Source organism: Ferrovibrio sp. GW821-FHT12F09 (assembly GCF_058806775.1).
Genome location: NZ_JBXAPZ010000002.1, coordinates 466651 through 485118, shown reverse-complemented (window position 1 = coordinate 485118; position 18468 = coordinate 466651). Strand labels below are relative to the sequence as shown.

Annotated in this window: 13 protein-coding genes; 10 read left to right on the top strand and 3 right to left on the bottom strand. The window is 66.2% G+C overall.

Annotation, left to right across the window (positions count from 1 at the left end; all coding sequences use genetic code 11):
- Positions 1–2 precede the first annotated feature (2 nt).
- Together AC1ROB_RS15265 and AC1ROB_RS15260 are read left to right on the top strand one after the other, a co-directional pair.
- Positions 3–392, top strand: a complete 390-nt coding sequence (locus tag AC1ROB_RS15265) for a response regulator (protein ID WP_492970274.1) — start codon at positions 3–5, stop codon at positions 390–392.
- Between the two features lie 166 nt (positions 393–558).
- Complete coding sequence (locus AC1ROB_RS15260; protein WP_492970275.1) at positions 559–3867, top strand: tetratricopeptide repeat protein; 3309 nt, start codon at positions 559–561, stop codon at positions 3865–3867.
- A gap of 39 nt (positions 3868–3906) precedes the next feature.
- Here AC1ROB_RS15260 and fliP read toward each other — a convergent pair whose 3' ends face one another.
- The 3 genes from fliP to AC1ROB_RS15245 all read right to left on the bottom strand — a co-directional run bounded on the left by fliP (position 3907) and on the right by AC1ROB_RS15245 (position 5453).
- A complete protein-coding gene (fliP, locus tag AC1ROB_RS15255; RefSeq protein ID WP_492970276.1) occupies positions 3907–4686 on the bottom strand; it encodes a flagellar type III secretion system pore protein FliP in 780 nt (259 codons plus the stop codon).
- Complete coding sequence (locus AC1ROB_RS15250; protein ID WP_492970277.1) at positions 4686–5078, bottom strand: flagellar biosynthetic protein FliO; 393 nt, start codon at positions 5076–5078, stop codon at positions 4686–4688. The genes fliP and AC1ROB_RS15250 overlap by 1 nt, the downstream gene beginning before the upstream one ends.
- A 75-nt stretch (positions 5079–5153) precedes the next feature.
- Complete coding sequence (locus AC1ROB_RS15245) at positions 5154–5453, bottom strand: EscU/YscU/HrcU family type III secretion system export apparatus switch protein (protein WP_492970278.1); 300 nt, start codon at positions 5451–5453, stop codon at positions 5154–5156.
- A gap of 149 nt (positions 5454–5602) precedes the next feature.
- On the opposite strand from AC1ROB_RS15245, the gene flgB reads away from it, so the two are divergent.
- The 8 genes from flgB to AC1ROB_RS15205 form a co-directional block, all read left to right on the top strand.
- A complete protein-coding gene (gene flgB / locus AC1ROB_RS15240; RefSeq protein ID WP_492970279.1) occupies positions 5603–6034 on the top strand; it encodes a flagellar basal body rod protein FlgB in 432 nt (143 codons plus the stop codon).
- 21 nt (positions 6035–6055) lie between these two features.
- Positions 6056–6466, top strand: a complete 411-nt coding sequence (flgC, locus tag AC1ROB_RS15235; protein WP_492970280.1) for a flagellar basal body rod protein FlgC — start codon at positions 6056–6058, stop codon at positions 6464–6466.
- Positions 6467–6493: 27 nt separating this feature from the next.
- Positions 6494–6793 (top strand): flagellar hook-basal body complex protein FliE, encoded by a 300-nt coding sequence (fliE, locus tag AC1ROB_RS15230; RefSeq protein ID WP_492970281.1) that lies wholly within the window; start codon positions 6494–6496, stop codon positions 6791–6793.
- 102 nt (positions 6794–6895) lie between these two features.
- Entirely contained in the window at positions 6896–7162 is a 267-nt protein-coding gene (gene fliQ / locus AC1ROB_RS15225; RefSeq protein ID WP_492970282.1) for a flagellar biosynthesis protein FliQ, read from the top strand.
- A 12-nt stretch (positions 7163–7174) separates the two neighbouring features.
- On the top strand, positions 7175–7939 hold the full coding sequence (fliR, locus tag AC1ROB_RS15220) for a flagellar biosynthetic protein FliR (RefSeq protein WP_492970283.1): 765 nt from the start codon (positions 7175–7177) through the stop codon (positions 7937–7939).
- Positions 7940–7949: 10 nt separating this feature from the next.
- A complete protein-coding gene (gene flhB, locus AC1ROB_RS15215) occupies positions 7950–9050 on the top strand; it encodes a flagellar biosynthesis protein FlhB (RefSeq protein WP_492970284.1) in 1101 nt (366 codons plus the stop codon).
- A 15-nt stretch (positions 9051–9065) separates the two neighbouring features.
- Positions 9066–11378 carry an ATP-binding protein gene (locus tag AC1ROB_RS15210; protein WP_492970285.1) on the top strand — a complete coding sequence of 771 codons (2313 nt, stop codon included), beginning with the start codon at positions 9066–9068 and terminating at the stop codon, positions 11376–11378.
- Between the two features lie 250 nt (positions 11379–11628).
- Positions 11629–18468, top strand: a 6840-nt coding sequence (locus AC1ROB_RS15205; protein WP_493031488.1) for a beta strand repeat-containing protein, incomplete at its 3' end; no start/stop codon positions are given.

The window sequence follows — 18468 nt, the reverse complement described above, 5'->3', positions numbered from 1 at the left end:
GCATGGCCGTCGATCTCTCGTCCTTTCCTGTTCTCGTTGTCGACGATCACCGCACCATGCTGGCCATTATTGCCAAGCAGTTGCGCGATCTGGGTTTCGGCATGGTCGATACCGCCGGTGACCCGGTCTCCGCACTGACCATGCTGCGGCGCCAGCGCTATCGCCTGGTGCTGTCGGACTGGAACATGGAGCCGATGGACGGGATTGCCTTTCTGCATACGCTGCGCGGCGATCCGGATTATGCCCAGGTGCCCTTCATCCTGATCACGGCCGAGGCACGGCCGGAGAACGTGCTGCAGGCGCGGCGGCTGGGCGTCGATGGCTATCTGGTCAAACCCTTCGATGCGGCCGGCCTGCGGGCGAAGCTCACGGCCGCCATCGGTCCGTTCTGAAATCCGCCACGCCGGCCCCGACGGGACCGGCATTTGCGCCGATCTTGCCGAAAGAACAATCTGTTAATGATATCGCCTTATCCTGCCAGACTCCTATAATCGCACGTATCAATGGGCGATTCTGGGCAGCTCGAAGACTGGATTGAGGTTGGTGCAGACAGGGACCATGGCTGATCGTCGCGATAGTCCGACCGCGACCCCGGACGTGGCGCTGGGGCAGGGCAGCCGGCTGGCTGTGCTGCGCCGTCTTGCCATGGCGGGGACGGCCGCGCTCGCGCTGCTGGCGCTGGGTGGCACCGCGCTGCGGGCGCAGACCCTGCCGCAGAACAATGCCGCTCCGGTCGGGCAGAGCCAGCCCCAGGCTGCACCGGCGCCCGCTGCACAGCCTGCCGCCGCGGCCGTGCGCCTGCGCGCTGGCGAGCATCCGACCTATACCCGCCTGGTGTTCGACTGGCTCGAGAAGGTCGAGTACAGCCTGAATACCGAAGGACGGCAGGCGGCCTTGCGCTTTGATCGCGCCGCGCCCATCGATCTCGGCCGTCTGGCGCAGTTCCCGCCGCGCAATGTCAGCGCCCTGGCCGCGCGCACCGATGGCGGTGCCAGCATCGTCAGTTTCGGCATTCCGGAAGGCGCGGCGATCAAGGCCTGGCGCGACGGCAACAAGGTGGTGCTGGATATCACCCCGGCTGCCGATGCCAAGGCCGCAGACGCGAAACCGGTCGAACAGAAGCCGGCGCCTGCGCAGCCGCCTGCGCAAACAGCCGCACAGGCGGCGAAGCCCGCCGATCCGAAACCCGCAATGCCGCCTGCCGCGCCGGCTGCAACTCCCCAGCCTGTCGTCCCGCCCCAGCCGGCTGCACCGCCGGTCGCCACCGCGCCGCGTCCCGGCACGGCTGCGCCGCAGACCAACACACCGCCGGCCAGTGCCGCAGCTCCTGCCGCTCAGCCGCCGCGCGACCAGCCAACGCTGGCCAATAGCGGTTTGCCCGCTGCCGCCCCGGTGGCCGGTGTGCAGACCGCGCCGCTGGGCACCTTCATGCCGGCGCCGCCGGTTGGCCCGCAGCGCGGCGAACCGCTGGTGCCTTCGGTGGATTCCAGCCGCACCGGCCCGCTGCTGAATTTCCCTTGGAGCCGGCCGGTCGCCGCCGCCGCCTTTATGCGCAACGGCAATCTCTGGCTGGTCTTCGACCGTGCTGCATCGGTCGATCTGCGTCCGATCACCACCCGCGACTGGGGCGGCGCCATCAACAGCATCGAGCAGCTGCCGGTGCCCGGCGTGACCGTGCTGCGGCTGCAGGTGCCGAGCGGCACCACGGCCAGCTTCACCCGCCGCAACACCGGCTGGCAGATCAGCATCAACACCATCCAGCCCGAACAGCTGGTGCCCAAGGATGTGGCGCCCGCTGACGACGCGGTGCCGGCGCGCGACCGACCACAGGAAATCGACGTTCGCCGTCAGCTGGATGCCGATGGCGGCGCTAAGCTGTTCTTTGCCGCCAACGATCCGTCGCCGCAGCTGGTCATCCCCGATCCGGATACCGGCGACAGCCTGACGGTGGTGCCGTTTGCCGGCGCCAATGGCGGTGTTTCAGGACGCCGCGATTTCATCGAACTGAGCGTGCTGCACAGCTTCCAGGGCTTCGCGGTGGAGCCGCATGCCGACAATCTGGTCATCAACCGTTTTCCGCGCGGCATCGAGATGGGCACGCCGAATGGCCTGTCGCTTTCGGCGCCGCGTGGTGCCGATCCGAAGAGCGGCGCGACGGAGATCCTGCTGTTCGGCGATTGGCGCAAGGTCGACGGCAAGACCTATAACGAACAGGAAGAGGTGCTGCAGCGCCGGTTGGCGCTGAGCCCGCTGAGTCAGCGCCAGAATGCGCGTATTGCGCTCGCGCAGTTCTATGCCGCCAGCGACATGCAACCGGAAACGCTGGGCGTGCTGGCCCGGGCCCGCGCCGAACAGCCCGATCTGGAGCGCGACAAGCTGTATCGCGCCCTGCGCGGCATCGCCTATATGAAACTGGGCCGCACCGCCGATGCGGCCAACGATCTGGATTCGAAGATTTTCGACGACGATCCGGATGTGCTCGCCTATCGCGGCATGCTCGCGGCCGAACGCGACGATTGGCCGGCGGCGCGCCGCAGCTTCTCGCTGGCCGGTGCGGCGGTTGCCAAATTCCCGCCCGATCTGCGCGCACAGCTGCGTCTCACCATGGCGCGGTCCTGGCTGGCTGGCGGCGATGTGGCGGCGGCGACGGCCGAACTGCGGGCGCTGGAAGGGGACAGCCTGACCCGCGGCCAGGCGGCGGAAGGCAATTACATCCGCGGCCTGCTGGCCGATGCGACCAACAAGCCGGAAGAGGCGATCCGCTATTTCGACCTTGCCTCGGGCAGCGGCGACCGGCGCGCGCGCGCGCTGGCCGAATACGCCAAGACCGACATGATGTTCGCCCGCAAACTGATCAACGTGCCGCAGGCGATCGAACGCCTGGATGGCCTGCGGTTCGCCTGGCGCGGCGGCCCGTTCGAATTCAACCTGCTGCGCCGCCTGGGCGAGCTGCAATTCTCGATCGGCGACCTGCGCAGCGGCATTACCACCTTCCGCCAGCTGGTGAAGTATTTCCCGCGCTCGCCCGAGATGCCGCTGCTGACCCGGCAGATGAGCGATGAATTCACCAAGCTGTTCCTTGATGGCGGCGCCCAGGCGCTGCCGCCGCTGAATGCACTGGCGCTCTATTACGATTATCGTGAGTTGACGCCGCCAGGTCCGGAAGGCGACGAGATTATCAGCAAGCTGGCGGATCGCCTGGTCTCGGTCGACCTGCTCAACCGTGCCGCAGAATTGCTGGAGCATCAGATCCAGTATCGCCTGCGTGGCGAGGAGCGGGCTAGGACCGGGGCGCGGCTGGCGGTTGTCTATCTGCTGGACCGCAATCCCGATGCGGCACTGAAGTCGCTGCAGATCACCCAGGCCGCCAATCTGTCGCTGCCGGTGCAGCAGGAGCGCAAGCAGCTGGAAGCGCGCGCCCTCGGCGATCTCGACCGTTTCCCCGAAGCGCTCAACCTGATCGCCCAGGATCCCAGCCCGGAGGCGCGCGCGCTGCGCTCCGACCTGCACTGGCGTGCCAAGGACTGGACGGCGTTTTCGCGCGTCGTCAGCCAGATGCTGGGCAATCGCAATGCCGATCCCGCGCCGCTGCTGGCCGATGAGCGCAAGCAGGTGATGCAGCTGGCCGTGGCCTATTCACTGAGCAATGATACGGCGGCGCTGGATGACGTGCGTCGCAAATACGAGGCAAAGTTCCGCGACACGCCCGATGCCGCCACCTTCGCTGCGGTTTCCAGCACGCTGACCCGTGCCGCCGGCGATCCGCGCGAACTGGCTGCGGCCATCGCCCAGATCGGCCAGTACGAGGCCTTCATGAGCCGCTACCGCGAACGCGTGGCCAAGGGCGGCCTCAGCGCCATCAACTAGGATCTTGGAAATGCGGGAGCGGCGGCCGGCTGGCCGCCGTCATCTGGCGACGAAGCTTTCCACCAGCGCCGCGCAGACCAGGTTCCAGCCGTCCACCAGCACGAAAAAGATCAGCTTGAACGGCAGTGAGATCATCACCGGCGGCAGCATCATCATGCCCATCGACATCAGCACCGATGCCACCACCATGTCGACCACGATAAAGGGAATGAACAGCAGGAAGCCGATCTCGAAGGCGCGCTTCAGTTCGCTGATCATGAAGGCGGGGATCAGCACGCGCAGCGGGATGGCGTCGGGACTGGCGGGCGGCGGCAGCTTGGCAAAGCCGGTGAACAGCGCCAGGTCCTTTTCGCGAACCTGGCCGCGCATGAACTCATGGAATGGCGCCATCGAACGGTCGAAGGCGGCGCGTTCGTCGATCTGTTCCTCGATCAGCGGCTGGATGCCATCGTTATAGGCGCGTTCCATATACGGCTGCATGATGAAGAAGGTGAGGAACAGCGCCAGGCTGACCATCACGGTATTGGGCGGCGTGCCCTGGGTGCCGAGCGCACTGCGCAGCACCGACAGCACCACGACGATCCGCACGAAGCTGGTCATCACCACCAGGATGGATGGCGCCAGCGCCAGCACCGTGGTCATCAGCACGAGCTGAACCACGCGGCCGGTCAGCGAGCCACCCTGGCCCATGTCGATATTGACCGACTGCGCCAGCAGCGACGACGGCATCAGCAGCAGGATGGCGGCGAGACCAAGGCCGGCCGTGACGGGCAGCAGGCGCCGGATCGCGGAAAGGCGGATCGCGGGAAGAATGGACATCAGCGGTCCCGGCCGGGGACGCGCAGCGTGGGCCAGCCGGCGCTGTCGGTCGGCGGTTGCTGCGGCGGCTGCGGCGGCTGCGTTGGATCGGTGGCGCGACGGCGCGGCTGCGCCGGATCGGCGGGCGGCGGGGCCGGGATACCGGTCTCGATTACAACGTCGCCGTGATTGCCCAGCAGCAGCAGATGTTCGGTATCGTCGCGGCGCACCAGCACCAGGCGGCGGTTGCCATCGACCACGGCGCTTTCGATCACGCCGATCCGCTGGCCCGGCCGCATCTTGCCCAGCCGGCTGCCGCCGGACAGCGCGCGCGCGCCGAACCAGAACAGCCCGAGCAGCAGCAGCAGGGCGCCAAAGGCGATCACGACTTGAGTGGGATTGATGCTGTCCATCTGCGATCCGTAAATTGCGCGCTACTCTGTAAGCCGGTCCCGAGTCGGGTCAAGCTGCCTTGCCGGCGCGGCGGTTCAGCCGCCGGGAGCCTTGCCCTGGGTGCGGTAGATGTAGCTGAGGATCTCGGCCACGGCGGCAAAGGCTTCCAGCGGGATCAGGGCGTCGAGGTCCAGCTTGGCCAGGATTTCCACCAGGTCGGCGTCCTGGCGGATGGTGATGCCGTTATCCAGGGCGATTCTGATGATCTGGTCGGCGATATGGCCCTCGCCGGTGGCCACCACCCGGGGGGCGTCCTCCATCTCCGGCTCGTAACGCAGCGCCACCGCCCGGGAACGGGGCGGTTTTTCAGGCTTTTTTACGGGCTTGTCGGGCACGGGCAGGTCCGGGTTGGGAAGCGCTGCGGCATCCTACCACGGTTGCCGGTTAACAGAATCTTCACGACTCAGGACCACTCTGCGACCCACGGATAAAGGCTTGTCTTCTGGCCGCCGGAACCCGTTCCGGCCGCAGGGTTTGTGTAGAGATGGATCTCGACAAGATTGGCATTCTGAAGGCGATCACCCGGCGCATGGACTGGCTGGGCGAGCGCCAGCGCGTGCTGTCGGAAAACATCGCCAATGCCGACACGCCGAACTACAAGCCCAAGGATCTGAAGGCGGTCAGCTTTGGCGAGCTGGTGCGCGGCAACCAGCTGAGCGCCAGCGGTAGCGGCGGTTCGGCCGGTACGGCAGCGACCCAGCCCGGCCATTTCCGCGGTCTGGCCGGTCGCGGCAGCGATAACTGGAAGGCCACTCGCGCTCAGGGCAATTACGAGACGGCGCCGAACGGCAATGCCGTCAACCTGGAACAGCAGATGATGAGCGTTGCTGAAACCCAGGGCGACCATAATATGATGACCAACCTGTACCGCAAACAGGTCGGCATGCTGCGCAAGGCGCTGAGCAGTCCGCGTTAAGGCAGGCAGAGGACAAGACGCATGGAACTCAAGAATTCTATGAAGATTTCCGCTTCGGGCATGCGTGCCCAGGGCGAGCGTCTGAAGACCATTGCGGAAAACCTGGCCAATACGGACTCGCTGGGCAAGACGCCGGGTGCCGATCCCTATCGCCGCAAGACCGTGAATTTCAAGTCCGAGCTCGACCGCGCGCTCGGCGCCAATATGGTCAAGGCGCAGAAGCCGGTGGCCGACCGCTCGGATTTCGAGCTCAAATACGATCCCGGCCATCCGGCGGCCAATGCCGATGGCTATGTGAAGATGCCCAACGTGAAATCGGTCATCGAAATGGCCGATATGCGCGAGGCGCAGCGCACCTACGAAGCGAACCTGAACGCAGTCGACTCGGCCAAGCAGATGCTGACCCGGACCATCGACCTGCTGCGCAACTGATAACGGCTGGCAAGGGAGATCGCATCCATGGTTGATTTTCGGATTGGCGGCAGTATTCCCGGCCTCAACCCCGCGCTGGGCGTTGGCGATGTCAGCAAGGTCAAGTCGGGTGGCGGCTTCGGCGAGATGCTGGGCGAAGCGCTGCAGGGCGCCCTCGACTCCAACAAGGCGGCGGAAGCGACCTCGGCCAAGGCGGTCGCCGGCAAGGCCGATGTCACCGATGTGGTGACGGCCGTGACCAATGCCGAACTGGCCCTGGATACCGTGGTGGCGGTGCGCGACAAGGTGATCAGCGCCTACCAGGAAATCATTCGCATGCCGATCTGAGGCTGCGCTCGCCGGCCTGTCCGGCGGATGCTGACATCATCTTCAGTGGACGGCTGGGCCTTTGCCGACAATTCGGTATTATCGGCGGCGGAGACCGAATCGATGACGCCCGTCGAAGTCACAGACATTATGCGCGATGCCATCTGGGTGTTGCTGAAGGTATCGGGGCCTGCCCTGATCGTCAGCCTGGTGGTCGGCATTATCATTTCGCTGCTGCAGACGCTGACCCAGCTGCAGGAGCCGACCCTGACCTTCGTGCCGAAAATCCTGGCGATCTTTGCCACGCTGATCATCACCATGCCGTTCATGATCGGCACCATGGTGACCTTCATGGAACAGCTGGCGCAGCGCATCGCTGGCCTGGAATAGCGGGGCCGGGCCGTGCTGCAGGATATCGCCGCCGGAAACGTCTACGTTTTTCTTCTTCTCTTTGCCCGTCTGGGCTCAGCCATGATGTCGCTGCCCGGCGTGGGCGAAAGCTCGGTTCCCGGCCGGGCCCGGCTTAGTCTCGCGCTGCTGACGGCCGGGCTTGCCGTGCCGGTCCTGGGGCCGACCCTGCCGCCGCTGCCGGCCCAGCCGCTGCAGCTGGCCTTCCTCATTATCACCGAAGTCGGTTTCGGCCTGGCGCTCGGTCTGATCGCCCGCCTGATCGTCTTCACCCTCAATGTCGCCGGCACGGTGATCGCCATGCAGGCTGGCCTGTCGGCGGCCACCTTCTTCGATCCGACGCAAGGGCAGCAGAATGTGCTGGTCTCCAGCGCCTTGGTGTTCTTCGGCATCGCCCTGATCTTCGCCACCGACCTGCATCTGCTCTGCCTGCAGGCGGCCTATGACAGCTACACCCTGTTCCCGCCGATGCGGGCGCCATCGTTTGGCGATTTCGCCAATGTCGCCACGCGGCTGATCGACAGCGGCTTCGCGCTGGGCATCAAGATGGCGGCGCCCTTCATCGTCTACGGCATCATCTTCAACGTCGCTCTTGGCCTGCTCAACCGCCTGATGCCGCAGCTGCAGATCTTTTTCATCATGCAGGCGCCGCAGATCGCCATGTCGCTGGTGGTGCTTGGCCTGTCGCTGAGTGCGATCGGGATCGTGTTCACCACGCGCTTCGAGGAACAGATGTCGCAGTTCCTCGTGCCACGCTAGGAGGAAGGGCATGTCGGAAGACGCTGACCCAGAATCCAAAACCGAAGACCCTTCCGGGAAACGCTTAGGCGAGGCGGCCAAGAAGGGCAATGTGGCCAAGTCGATGGAAATCGGCTTCTGGTTCACCTTCCTGGCCGCGGCGATCGTGCTGTGGATGCTGGCCGCGCCGCTGTCCAAGAAGATCATGGGCGCGACCCTGGTGTTTTTCGAGCAGCCACACCTGATTCCCATCGATCCCAGCCATCTCGACAATCTGGCGGTGGACCTGATGATCGAAGTGGGGATGGCGCTGTCGCCGGTCCTTGCCGTCTTCGTGATTTTCAGCCTGGTGAGCAGCATCATCCAGAATCCACCGCAGATCAGCGTCGAGAAGCTGCAGCCCGATTTTTCCAGGCTGTCGCTCTCTGCCGGTCTCAAGCGGCTGATCTCGCTCAACTCGGTGGTCGAGTTCGTCAAGAACATCGTCAAGATCGTCATCATCGGCTCGATCCTGATGACGATCCTGATGCCTGAACTCGACTCCCTCGAGACATTGATCGATCTGGATATCTCGATCCTGCTGGAGCTTTGCCTCAAGATCGTGCTGAAGGTCATCGGGGCGCTGCTCGGCATCATGACCATCGTCGCTGCCGCCGACTATGCCTATCAGAAATACAACTATATCAAGCAGCTCCGCATGACCAAGCAGGAGGTCAAGGAGGAGTACAAGGAGCAGGAAGGCGATCCGCTGATCAAGGCCAAGCTGCGGCAGTTGCGCATGCAGCGCGTGCGCGGCCGCATGATGGCGGCGGTGCCGCAGGCCAGCGTCGTGGTCACCAACCCGACCCACTATGCCGTGGCGTTGTCCTATGACTCCGAGAAGACCGATGCGCCCCGCGTGGTGGCCAAGGGCACCGATCTGATTGCGCGGCGCATCCGCGAGATCGCCACCGAGAACAAGGTGCCGATCGTCGAGAATCCGCCGCTGGCGCGCGCCCTGTTCAAGACCGAGCTGGATCACGAAATTCCGGTCGACCATTTCCGCGCCGTGGCCGAGATCATCTCCTACGTCATGCGTCTCAAGGACGGCATCGAGGCGAAATACGAACCCAAGGTCGAGACGGTCGAATAGCATGGGCCGATCGTCATGACATTGTCTTTCGCCTCCCTGATCGGCACGCCGCGACGGCGCACGGCCTGGCTGCTGGCCGAGGCCAGCCCGTTTGCCCGCGCCATCACCCGCGGCCATGATCTGCTCGTCGCCAATACCGCCTATCGCGTGCTGGCGGCGCGGCTGGAGCGCGATGGCGCCACCGCTCCCGAACAGCTGCTCGGCGCCGAACTCGGCAATGCCGAAACCATCGCCCGGCTGCGGGCCCTGCTGCCGTTGGGGCGGGCCGTGCAGGAGGATGTGCAGATCGCGGTCGGCGAGGGCGTGCTGTCGCTGCGCGTCACGGCGATGCAGGCGCCGGAGCGGCGCAACTGGGTGATCTGGGATATCCAGGAAGTGGCGGACAGTGCGGCGGCCCTGGTGGCCGTCCGGCAGCAGCGCGACGAGCTGGCCGCCTTTATCGACAACGCGCCGGTCGGGTTGTATTCCGCCGCAGCCGACGGACGCTTCCTGTTTGCGAACCGCACCTTCGCGGCCTGGCTCGGCGTGCTGCCCGAGCAATTGGTGGGCAGCGATATCATGCTGGCCGATGTGCTCTATCACGGCGAAGGCCGCGAGAACGAGGCGATGACGCCCGACTGGCTTGGCGGCGAGGCCAAGCTCAAACCCTTGGCCGGCGGCGAGGGCGGCGGTTCGACCGCCGGCGCCGGCGGCTTCCGCCTGGTCAGCGTCAGCCAGAGTTCGGTCTCCGATACCGATGGCAATCCGCTGCGCTACAGCGCGGTGGTGCATGATCTGGGGCTTGAGCTGCGCCAGCGTGGCACGCTGCGTCCCGTCGAAGCCGAGTTCCGCCGTTTCTTCGACCAGGCGCCGATCGGCATCCTGGTGCTGGATGGCACCGGCACCATCCGCGAGGCCAATGCCGCCTTTGCCATGCTCTGCGGTCGCGACGACTGGCTCGGCCAGCGTCTCGCGGCCCTTGTGCGCGAGGAGGATGCGCTGTCGCTGACCCGCCATCTGATGGCGCTGCGGCGCGGCGAAACCTTCAGTCGGGCGCTGGAAGTGCGGCTGGCCGGCCCGCGCGAGCGCGTGGTGGAGGTCTTCGCCGCATCTTCGGCCGAGCGCGACGATGGCCAGTCAGCCCAGCTGGTCTATCTGGTCGACACCACCGAGCAGCGCAGCCTGCAGAGCCAGTTCCATCAAAGCCAGAAGATGCAGGCGGTGGGGCAGCTCGCCGGCGGCATCGCCCATGACTTCAATAACCTGCTCACCGCGATGATCGGCTTCTGCGACCTGCTGCTGCAGCGGCACCAGCCCGGCGACCAGTCCTTCGCCGATGTCATGCAGATCAAGCAGAATGCCAGCCGCGCCGCCAACCTGGTTCGTCAGTTGCTGGCGTTCTCGCGCCAGCAGACCTTGGTGCCCAAGGTGCTGGACGTCACCGACGTGCTGGCCGACCTGCGCAACCTGATCGGCCGCCTGATCGGCGAGACCATCACGCTCAACATCATCCACGGCCGCGATCTCGGTCTGGTCAAGGTCGATCAGGGCCAGCTCGAACAGGTCATCATCAATCTCGCGGTGAATGCGCGCGATGCGATGGTCGAGGGCGGCGAACTGCGCGTGCGCACCATGAACCATATGGTCGAGCAGGCGACGCCGCTGGGCACCGAGACCATCCCGCCCGGCGATTATGTGCTGATCGAGGTGACCGACAGCGGTCACGGCATCGCGCCCGAGCATATGGTGAAGATCTTCGATCCCTTCTTCACCACCAAGGCGGTGGGCGCCGGCACCGGCCTCGGTCTCTCTACCGTCTATGGCATCATCAAGCAGACCGGTGGGTTCATTCATGTCGAGAGCGCGCCGGACGAAGGCGCCTGCTTCCGCCTTTATCTGCCGCGCTACCGGCCGACCACCGACGAACTGAGCGCCAGCCGTGAAGACATCCGGCCCGATACCCGCGATCTCACCGGCCAGGGCCTGGTATTGCTGGTGGAAGACGAGGATGCGGTGCGCGCCTTTGCCGCCCGGGCGCTCCGCAACAAGGGCTACACCGTGATCGAGGCGGCGTCGGGCGACCAGGCGCTGGCCCTGCCGGCGGAACAGCTCGACCGGGTGGAACTGCTGATTTCGGACGTGGTGATGCCCGGCCTGGACGGTCCAAGCCTGGCGGCGCAGCTGCGGACCCGCCGCCCGGATTTGAAAATTCTGTTTATCTCCGGTTACGCCGAAGACAGCTTGCGCAACAACATGGCGAAATCGCCCCATGTGAACTTCCTGCCCAAGCCCTTTTCGCTCAGTCAGTTGGCCGGCAAGGTCAAGGAAGTGATGGACGGGGGAAGTTGAGGCCAATCTCTGGCTGTACCCGGGCCGTCGGGATGGTCCGGAGCGTGCCGTCTGGCCCATCGTCCCGGCATAGATCGCATCCGGACTGATTCTGGATATTTCTTCGAGTTTCTAAGAATTTATTGGATTTTCCCGCCGTCCGGAGCGAGGCTCTGCCGGACAGAATCGTCGCAGGATCGCGGCGCAAAAAGCGCAGCCTGTTGTCGGCATAATTTTAGCCGGCGCTCAGGCTCTGGGAGAGATTTTCGAAGTGACCAGTGTTGGCCTCTATCCGACAACGCAAATCGCGGGTCTGTCTGCGACCGCGATCCGGGGGCTGACCACGACCGACATCCAGTCGCTCAAATCGACCCAGATCGCCGCGCTGTCCCAGACCGGCATTGCCACGCTGGATACCACGCAGGTCGATGCGCTGCTGAGCAAGCAGATCAAAGCCCTCACGGCGGCGCAGCTGGGCTATTTCAGCACCTCCCAGCTCGTCTTCGATGCCGCGCAGCTCGCCGTTCTCTCGGGCACGCAACTGCAGGCCCTCAGCACGACCAACCTCAATCATCTCGACACCACACAGATCCGGTCGCTGAGCACCACCCAGATTCGGACCCTGACGACGACGCAGATCGCGGGTCTGCGACCCAGTGATATCGGGGAACTGACAGCCACGCAGATCGGGAGCCTGACCGGCACCCAGGTGGCGGCACTCCAGACCAGCGATCTGAATGCCTTCAGCACCGGGCAGATCCAGGCGCTGACGGCCGGGCATATCCGGGCCTTGAGCACCACGCAGGTCGCGTCGCTGACATCGACGGCCGTCGGCAACCTGAATGCGACGCAGGCAAGAAACCTGACCACCACGCAGATCGGCGTGCTGAATGCGGCGCAGGTCGGCGCGTTGACTGGCCCGGCGCTTTCCGGACTGTCGACGGTTCAGTTGCAATCGCTGAGCACAACCAATCTGAACGCGCTCGACACGACGCAGACGCGGGCGTTGACCACGACGCAGGTGAAGGCGCTGACCGCAGCGCAGATCGCGGGTCTGCGGACAACGGATATCGGCGAGCTGAACACGACGCAGCTGAAGGTGCTGACGGGAACGCAGTTACGGGCGTTGAGCACAACCAACCTGAATGCGCTTGATGCCACGCAGAGCCAGGTGCTGACGACCAGCCAGATCTCCGCGTTGACCGCGACCCAGATCGCCGCGCTTGATACGACCGACGTTGCCGATTTGACATCGACGCAGGTCCGGGCTCTGACCGTCGCGCAGGTGGCCGCGCTCGGCACCGCCGACCTGAATGCCTTCAATACCACGCAGTTGCAGGCGCTCACGGCGACGCAGGTGCGGGCCCTGACCACGGCGCAGATCGCATCCCTGGCGACCACGGCGATCAATCTCCTGAATGCGACGCAGGTAAAGGGGCTGACTTCGACGCAGATCGGACGGCTGTCCGAATCCCAGGTCGGTGCCCTGACCGTGACCGCAATCACCGGGCTGACGGCGCCGCAGCTGCGCGCTCTGAGCACCACCAACCTGAATGCGTTCAATACCGCGCAGGTGCAGGCTCTGACGACAGGGCAGGTGCGGAGCCTGACGACGACCCAGGTCGCGAGCCTGCGGGCGGCCGATGCCGGCGAGCTGACGAACACGCAGATATGGGCGCTGACGGCGGCGCAGTTGCGCGCGCTGAGCACAACCGGCCTGAACGCTTTCAGCACCACGCAGGTGCAGGCGCTGACCGCGGCGCAGGTGAGGGGACTGACGACGACGCAGGTCGCGGGTCTGCGGTCCGGGGATATCGGCGAGCTGAACGCGACGCAGGTCAAGGCGCTGACCACGGCGCAGTTGCGTTCGCTGAGCACCACCAACCTGAACGCGCTCGATACGACGCAGGCGCAGGCATTGACTGCGGCGCAGGTAAAGGGCCTGACGACGACGCAGATCGCGGATCTGCGGTCCGGCGATATCGCCGAACTGGCCACGGCGCAGGTGCAGGCGCTGGCCACGGCGCAGGTGCGCGCGCTGAGCACGACCAACCTGAACGCACTCGGCACGGCGCAGACACAGGCATTGACTGCGGCGCAGGTAAAGGGTCTGACAACCACGCAGGTCGCGGGTCTGCGCTCCAGCGACATCGATGAACTGACCACGACGCAGGTCAAGGCGCTGACCACCACGCAATTACGGTCGGTGGGGACAGCCAGCCTGAACGCGTTCGACACCACGCAGACCCAGGTGCTGACGGCGGCGCAGGTGAAGGGGCTGACGACCACGCAGATCGCGGGGTTGGACACCACGGATATCGGCGAATTCACCACGACGCAGATCAAGAGCCTGACCACCACGCAGGTGGCGGCATTCGATCCGGCCGATGTGAACGGCCTGACCACCGCCCAGTTGCAGGCCCTGGCAACGACGCAGGTCAAGGCGCTGAGTTTAACGCAGCTGGGCGCATTCAGCGCAACGCAGGTCAAGGCGCTGACGACGGCGCAGCTCTCCGCGCTGACCACGGCGCAGCGCAATGCCCTGGGCACGGCGACCATCGCCACCCTGACCACGACGCAGCTCCGGGCGCTGACCACCACGCAGATCGCCTCGCTGACTGAAACGCAGGTCGGCACCCTGACCTCGACGTCACTTTCGGCCCTCGCTCCGACCCAGGTCGCCGCCTTGACCACCGCGGCGCTGAACGCCCTGAGCGCCAGCCAGGTGCAGGCTCTGACCGCAGAGCAGATTTCCGCCCTGACCACGACGCAGATCGCGGGCCTGCGCGGCGCCGATGTTGCCGAATTCACCACGACGCAGATCAGGAGTCTGACCGCCACCCAGGTGGCGGCATTCGAGCTGGCCGATCTGAATGCCCTGACCACAGGTCAGGTCGGGGCGCTGGCGCCGACACAGCTGACGGCCCTGGGCACGGCGGCCGTGGCGGCCTTGTCCAGTACGCAGGTGGCGGCGCTGACCACCACGGTGCTGAATGCCCTGAGTCCGACGCAGCTGCGGGCGCTGACGACAGCACAGGTTTCCGCCCTGACCACGACACAGGTCGGGTCGCTCGATACAACGGCCATATCCGGCCTGAGCACGACGCAGCTCAAAGCCTTGGGGACGACGCAGATTGCGGCGCTGAACGAAAGCCAGATCGGCGCGCTGGCGCCGACGGCGATTGCAGCCCTTGCCACCACCCAGGTGGCGGCCCTGACCACCGCCGCAGTGAACGCGCTGTCGACGACACAGGCGCAGGCGCTGACGGCGGAACAGGTGGCGGCGCTGACCGCGACGCAGATTGCGGGTCTGGCGGGCGCTGATATCGCCGAACTCGGCACGACGCAGCTGCGCGCCCTGACGACGGCGCAGGTTTCCGCACTGAGCACGACGCAGATCGGGTCGCTTGATACAACCGCCATCGCCAGCCTGAGCACGACGCAACTGAGGGCCCTGAGCGCGACGCAGATCGCGGCGCTGGACGAAAGCCAGGTCGGTGCTCTGGCGCCGACGGCACTGGCGGCTCTGTCCACGACCCAGGTGGCGGCCCTGACCACCGCCGCCCTGGATGCGCTGTCGACAACGCAGGCGCAGGCGCTGACGGCGACGCAGGTGGCGGCGCTGGGTACGGCGCAGATCGCCGGCCTGCGCAGCACCGATATCGGTGAACTGAGTACGACACAGCTCAGGGCGCTGACCGCGACCCAGATCGCGGCCCTGAATGAAACCCAGATCGGCGGTCTTGCTCCCACATCCCTGACGGCCTTCGCCACCACACAGGTGACGGCCCTGACCACGACGGCGCTGAATGCGCTGTCCACGACGCAGGCGCAGGCGCTGACGGCGGAGCAGGTTTCCGCGCTGACCACCACGCAGATCGCCGGCCTGCGCGGCACCGATATCGGCGAACTGAGCACGACACAGCTGCGGGCGCTGACCGTGACGCAGATCGCGGCTTTGAATGAAAGTCAGGTCAGTGCCCTGGCGCCGACGGCCCTGGCAGCGCTCGCCACCACGCAGGTGGCGGCCCTGACCACCACCGCCCTGAATGTCCTGTCGACGACGCAGACGCAGGCCCTGACAGCAGAACAGATTTCCGCGCTGACCACAGCGCAGATCGCCGGCCTGCGCACCACCGATATCGGTGAGCTGGAGACCGCGCAGATCCAGGCGTTGTCGACGACGCAGGTTGCGGCGCTGAGCATGGCGCAGCTGGATGCGCTGTCAACGACGCAGCTGCAGGCGCTGACGGCGGAGCAGGTTTCCGCGCTGAGCGCGACCCAGGTCGGGTCGCTCGATACAACCGCCATCGCCGGCCTGATCACGACGCAGCTCCAGGCCTTGAGCACCACGCAGATCGCGGCGCTGACGGCAACCCAGGTCGGCGCGCTGGCGCCGACGGCGCTGGCGGCGCTCGCCACCACGCAGGTGGCGGCGTTGAGCATAGCGGCTCTGAATGCCCTGTCGACGATACAGACGCAGGCGCTGACGGAAACCCAGGTTGCCGCGCTGAGCACGACGCAGATTGCCGGCCTGCGCACCACCGATATCGGCGAACTGGACACCATCCAGGTGCAGGCGCTGACGGCGACGCAGCTGGCGGCGCTGGGCACCGCCAATCTGAACGCCCTGAACACCAGCCAGGCGCAGGCGCTGACGGCAGAGCAGGTAGGGGCGCTGAGCACCACGCAGATCGCGAACCTGCAGGCTGCCGATATCGGCGAGCTGGGTACCACGCAGATCAGGGCGCTGACCACGACGCAGATCGGGGTGTTGAGCACCACGCAGGTCCGAGCACTCGATGCAACCGCCATCGCCAGCCTGAGCACGACACAGCTCAAGGGGCTGGGCACGACGCAGATCGCGGCGCTGACGGAAACCCAGGTTGGTGCGCTGCTCCCGACGGCGCTGGCGGCGCTCGCCACCACGCAGGTGGCAGCCTTGACCACGACGGCGCTGAATGCGCTGTCCACAACGCAGGTCCAGGCGCTGACGGTGGAGCAGGTGGCAGCGCTGACCACGGCGCAGATCACGGGCCTGCGCACCACCGATATCGCCGAACTCGGCACCACGCAGATCCGGGGCCTGACCGCGGCACAGGTCGCGGCGCTGAGCACCACCAGCCTGAATAGCCTGGACACGACGCAGGCCCAGGTGCTGACGGCGGAGCAGGTGGCGGCGCTGACCACGACGCAGATCGCCGGCCTGCGCAGCACCGATATCGCCGAACTCAGCATCACGCAGATCCGGGGCCTGACCACGGTACAGGTTGCGGCGCTGACGGAAACCCAGGTCGGCGCCCTGACTCCGACGGCGCTGGCGGCGCTGGCCACCACGCAGGTGGCGGCCCTGAGCACGGCGGCCCTGAATGCCCTGTCGACGGCGCAGGTGCAGGCGCTGACGGAAACGCAGGTTTCCGCGCTGACCACGACGCAGATCGCCGGCCTGCGCACCACCGATATTGCCGAGCTGGGCAGCACGCAGATCCGGGGCCTGACGGCGACGCAGGTTTCGGCGCTGAGCAGCGCTAATCTGAATGCCTTCGACACGACCCAGGCCCAGGCGCTGAGCACCGCGCAGATCGCGGTGCTGAGCACGACGCAGATCGCCGGCCTGCGTAGCACCGATATTGCCGAACTCGGCACCACGCAGCTCCGGGCGCTGACCACCGCCCAGGTCGCGACACTGAATGAAACCCAGGTCGGCGCCCTGACCCCGACGGCGCTGGCGGCCCTTGCCACCACGCAGGTGGCGGCGCTCAGCACGACGGCGCTGAACGCCCTGAACGCCAACCAGGCGCAGGCGCTGACGACGGCGCAGATTGCCGCACTCAGCACCACGCAGATCGCGGGTCTGCGGACCACCGATATCGGTGAACTGACCGCCACGCAGGTGGCGGCCCTGACCACGGCACAGATCGCGGCCCTGAGCACCACCAGCCTGAATGCCTTCGACGCGACACAGGCCCAGGCCCTGAGCACCACGCAGATCGTGGCCCTGACCACCACGCAGATCGCCGGTCTGCGCAGCACCGACATCGCCGAACTGGGCACGACGCAGCTCAGGGGCCTGACCACGGCGCAGGTCGCGACACTGAATGAAACCCAGGTCGGCGCCCTGACCCCGACGGCGCTGGCGGCCCTTGCCGCCACGCAGGTGGCGGCGCTGAGCACGACGGCGCTGAATGCCCTGAATACCAGCCAGGTCCAGGCCCTGACGGCGACGCAGGTTGCCGCGCTGAGCACGACGCAGATCGCGGGCCTGCGCACCACTGATATCGCCGAACTGGGCACGACGCAGATCAAGGGGCTGACGGCCGCGCAGCTCGCCGTGCTGGGCACCGCCAACCTGAACGCGCTGTCGACAACGCAGGCCCAGGCCTTGACGACAGAGCAGATTGCCGCGCTGAGCACGACGCAGATCGCCGGCCTGCGCACCACCGATATCGCCGAGCTTGGCACGACGCAGATCAAGGGGCTGACGGCCACGCAGCTCGCCGTGCTGAGCACCACCAGCCTGAATGCCTTCGACACGACGCAGGCGCAGGCGCTGACGGAGACGCAGGTTTCCGCGCTGAACACCACGCAGGTCGCCAGCCTGCGCACCACCGATATCGGCGAGTTCGGCACGACGCAGATCAAGGGTCTGACGGCCGCGCAGCTCGCCGTGCTCAGCACCACCAGCCTGAATGCTCTGACGACGACGCAGGCGCAGGCGCTGACCGAGACCCAGATCGCGGCGCTGAGCACCACCCAGATCGCCGGCCTGCGCACCACCGATATCGCCGAGCTGGGCACGACGCAGATCCGGGGCCTGACGGCTGCGCAGCTTGCCGTGCTCAGCACCACCAACCTGAATGCGCTCAACACGACCCAGTCCCAGGCGCTGACGGCGACCCAGGTTGCCGCGCTGAGCACCACCCAGATCGCCAGCCTGCGTACCACCGATATCGCCGAGCTGGGCACGACGCAGATCCGGGGCCTCACCGCCGCGCAGCTTGCCGTGCTGAGCACCACCAGCCTGAATGCATTGTCGACGACGCAGGCGCAGGCGCTGACCGAGACCCAGATCGCGGCGCTGAGCACCACCCAGATCGCCGGCCTGCGCACC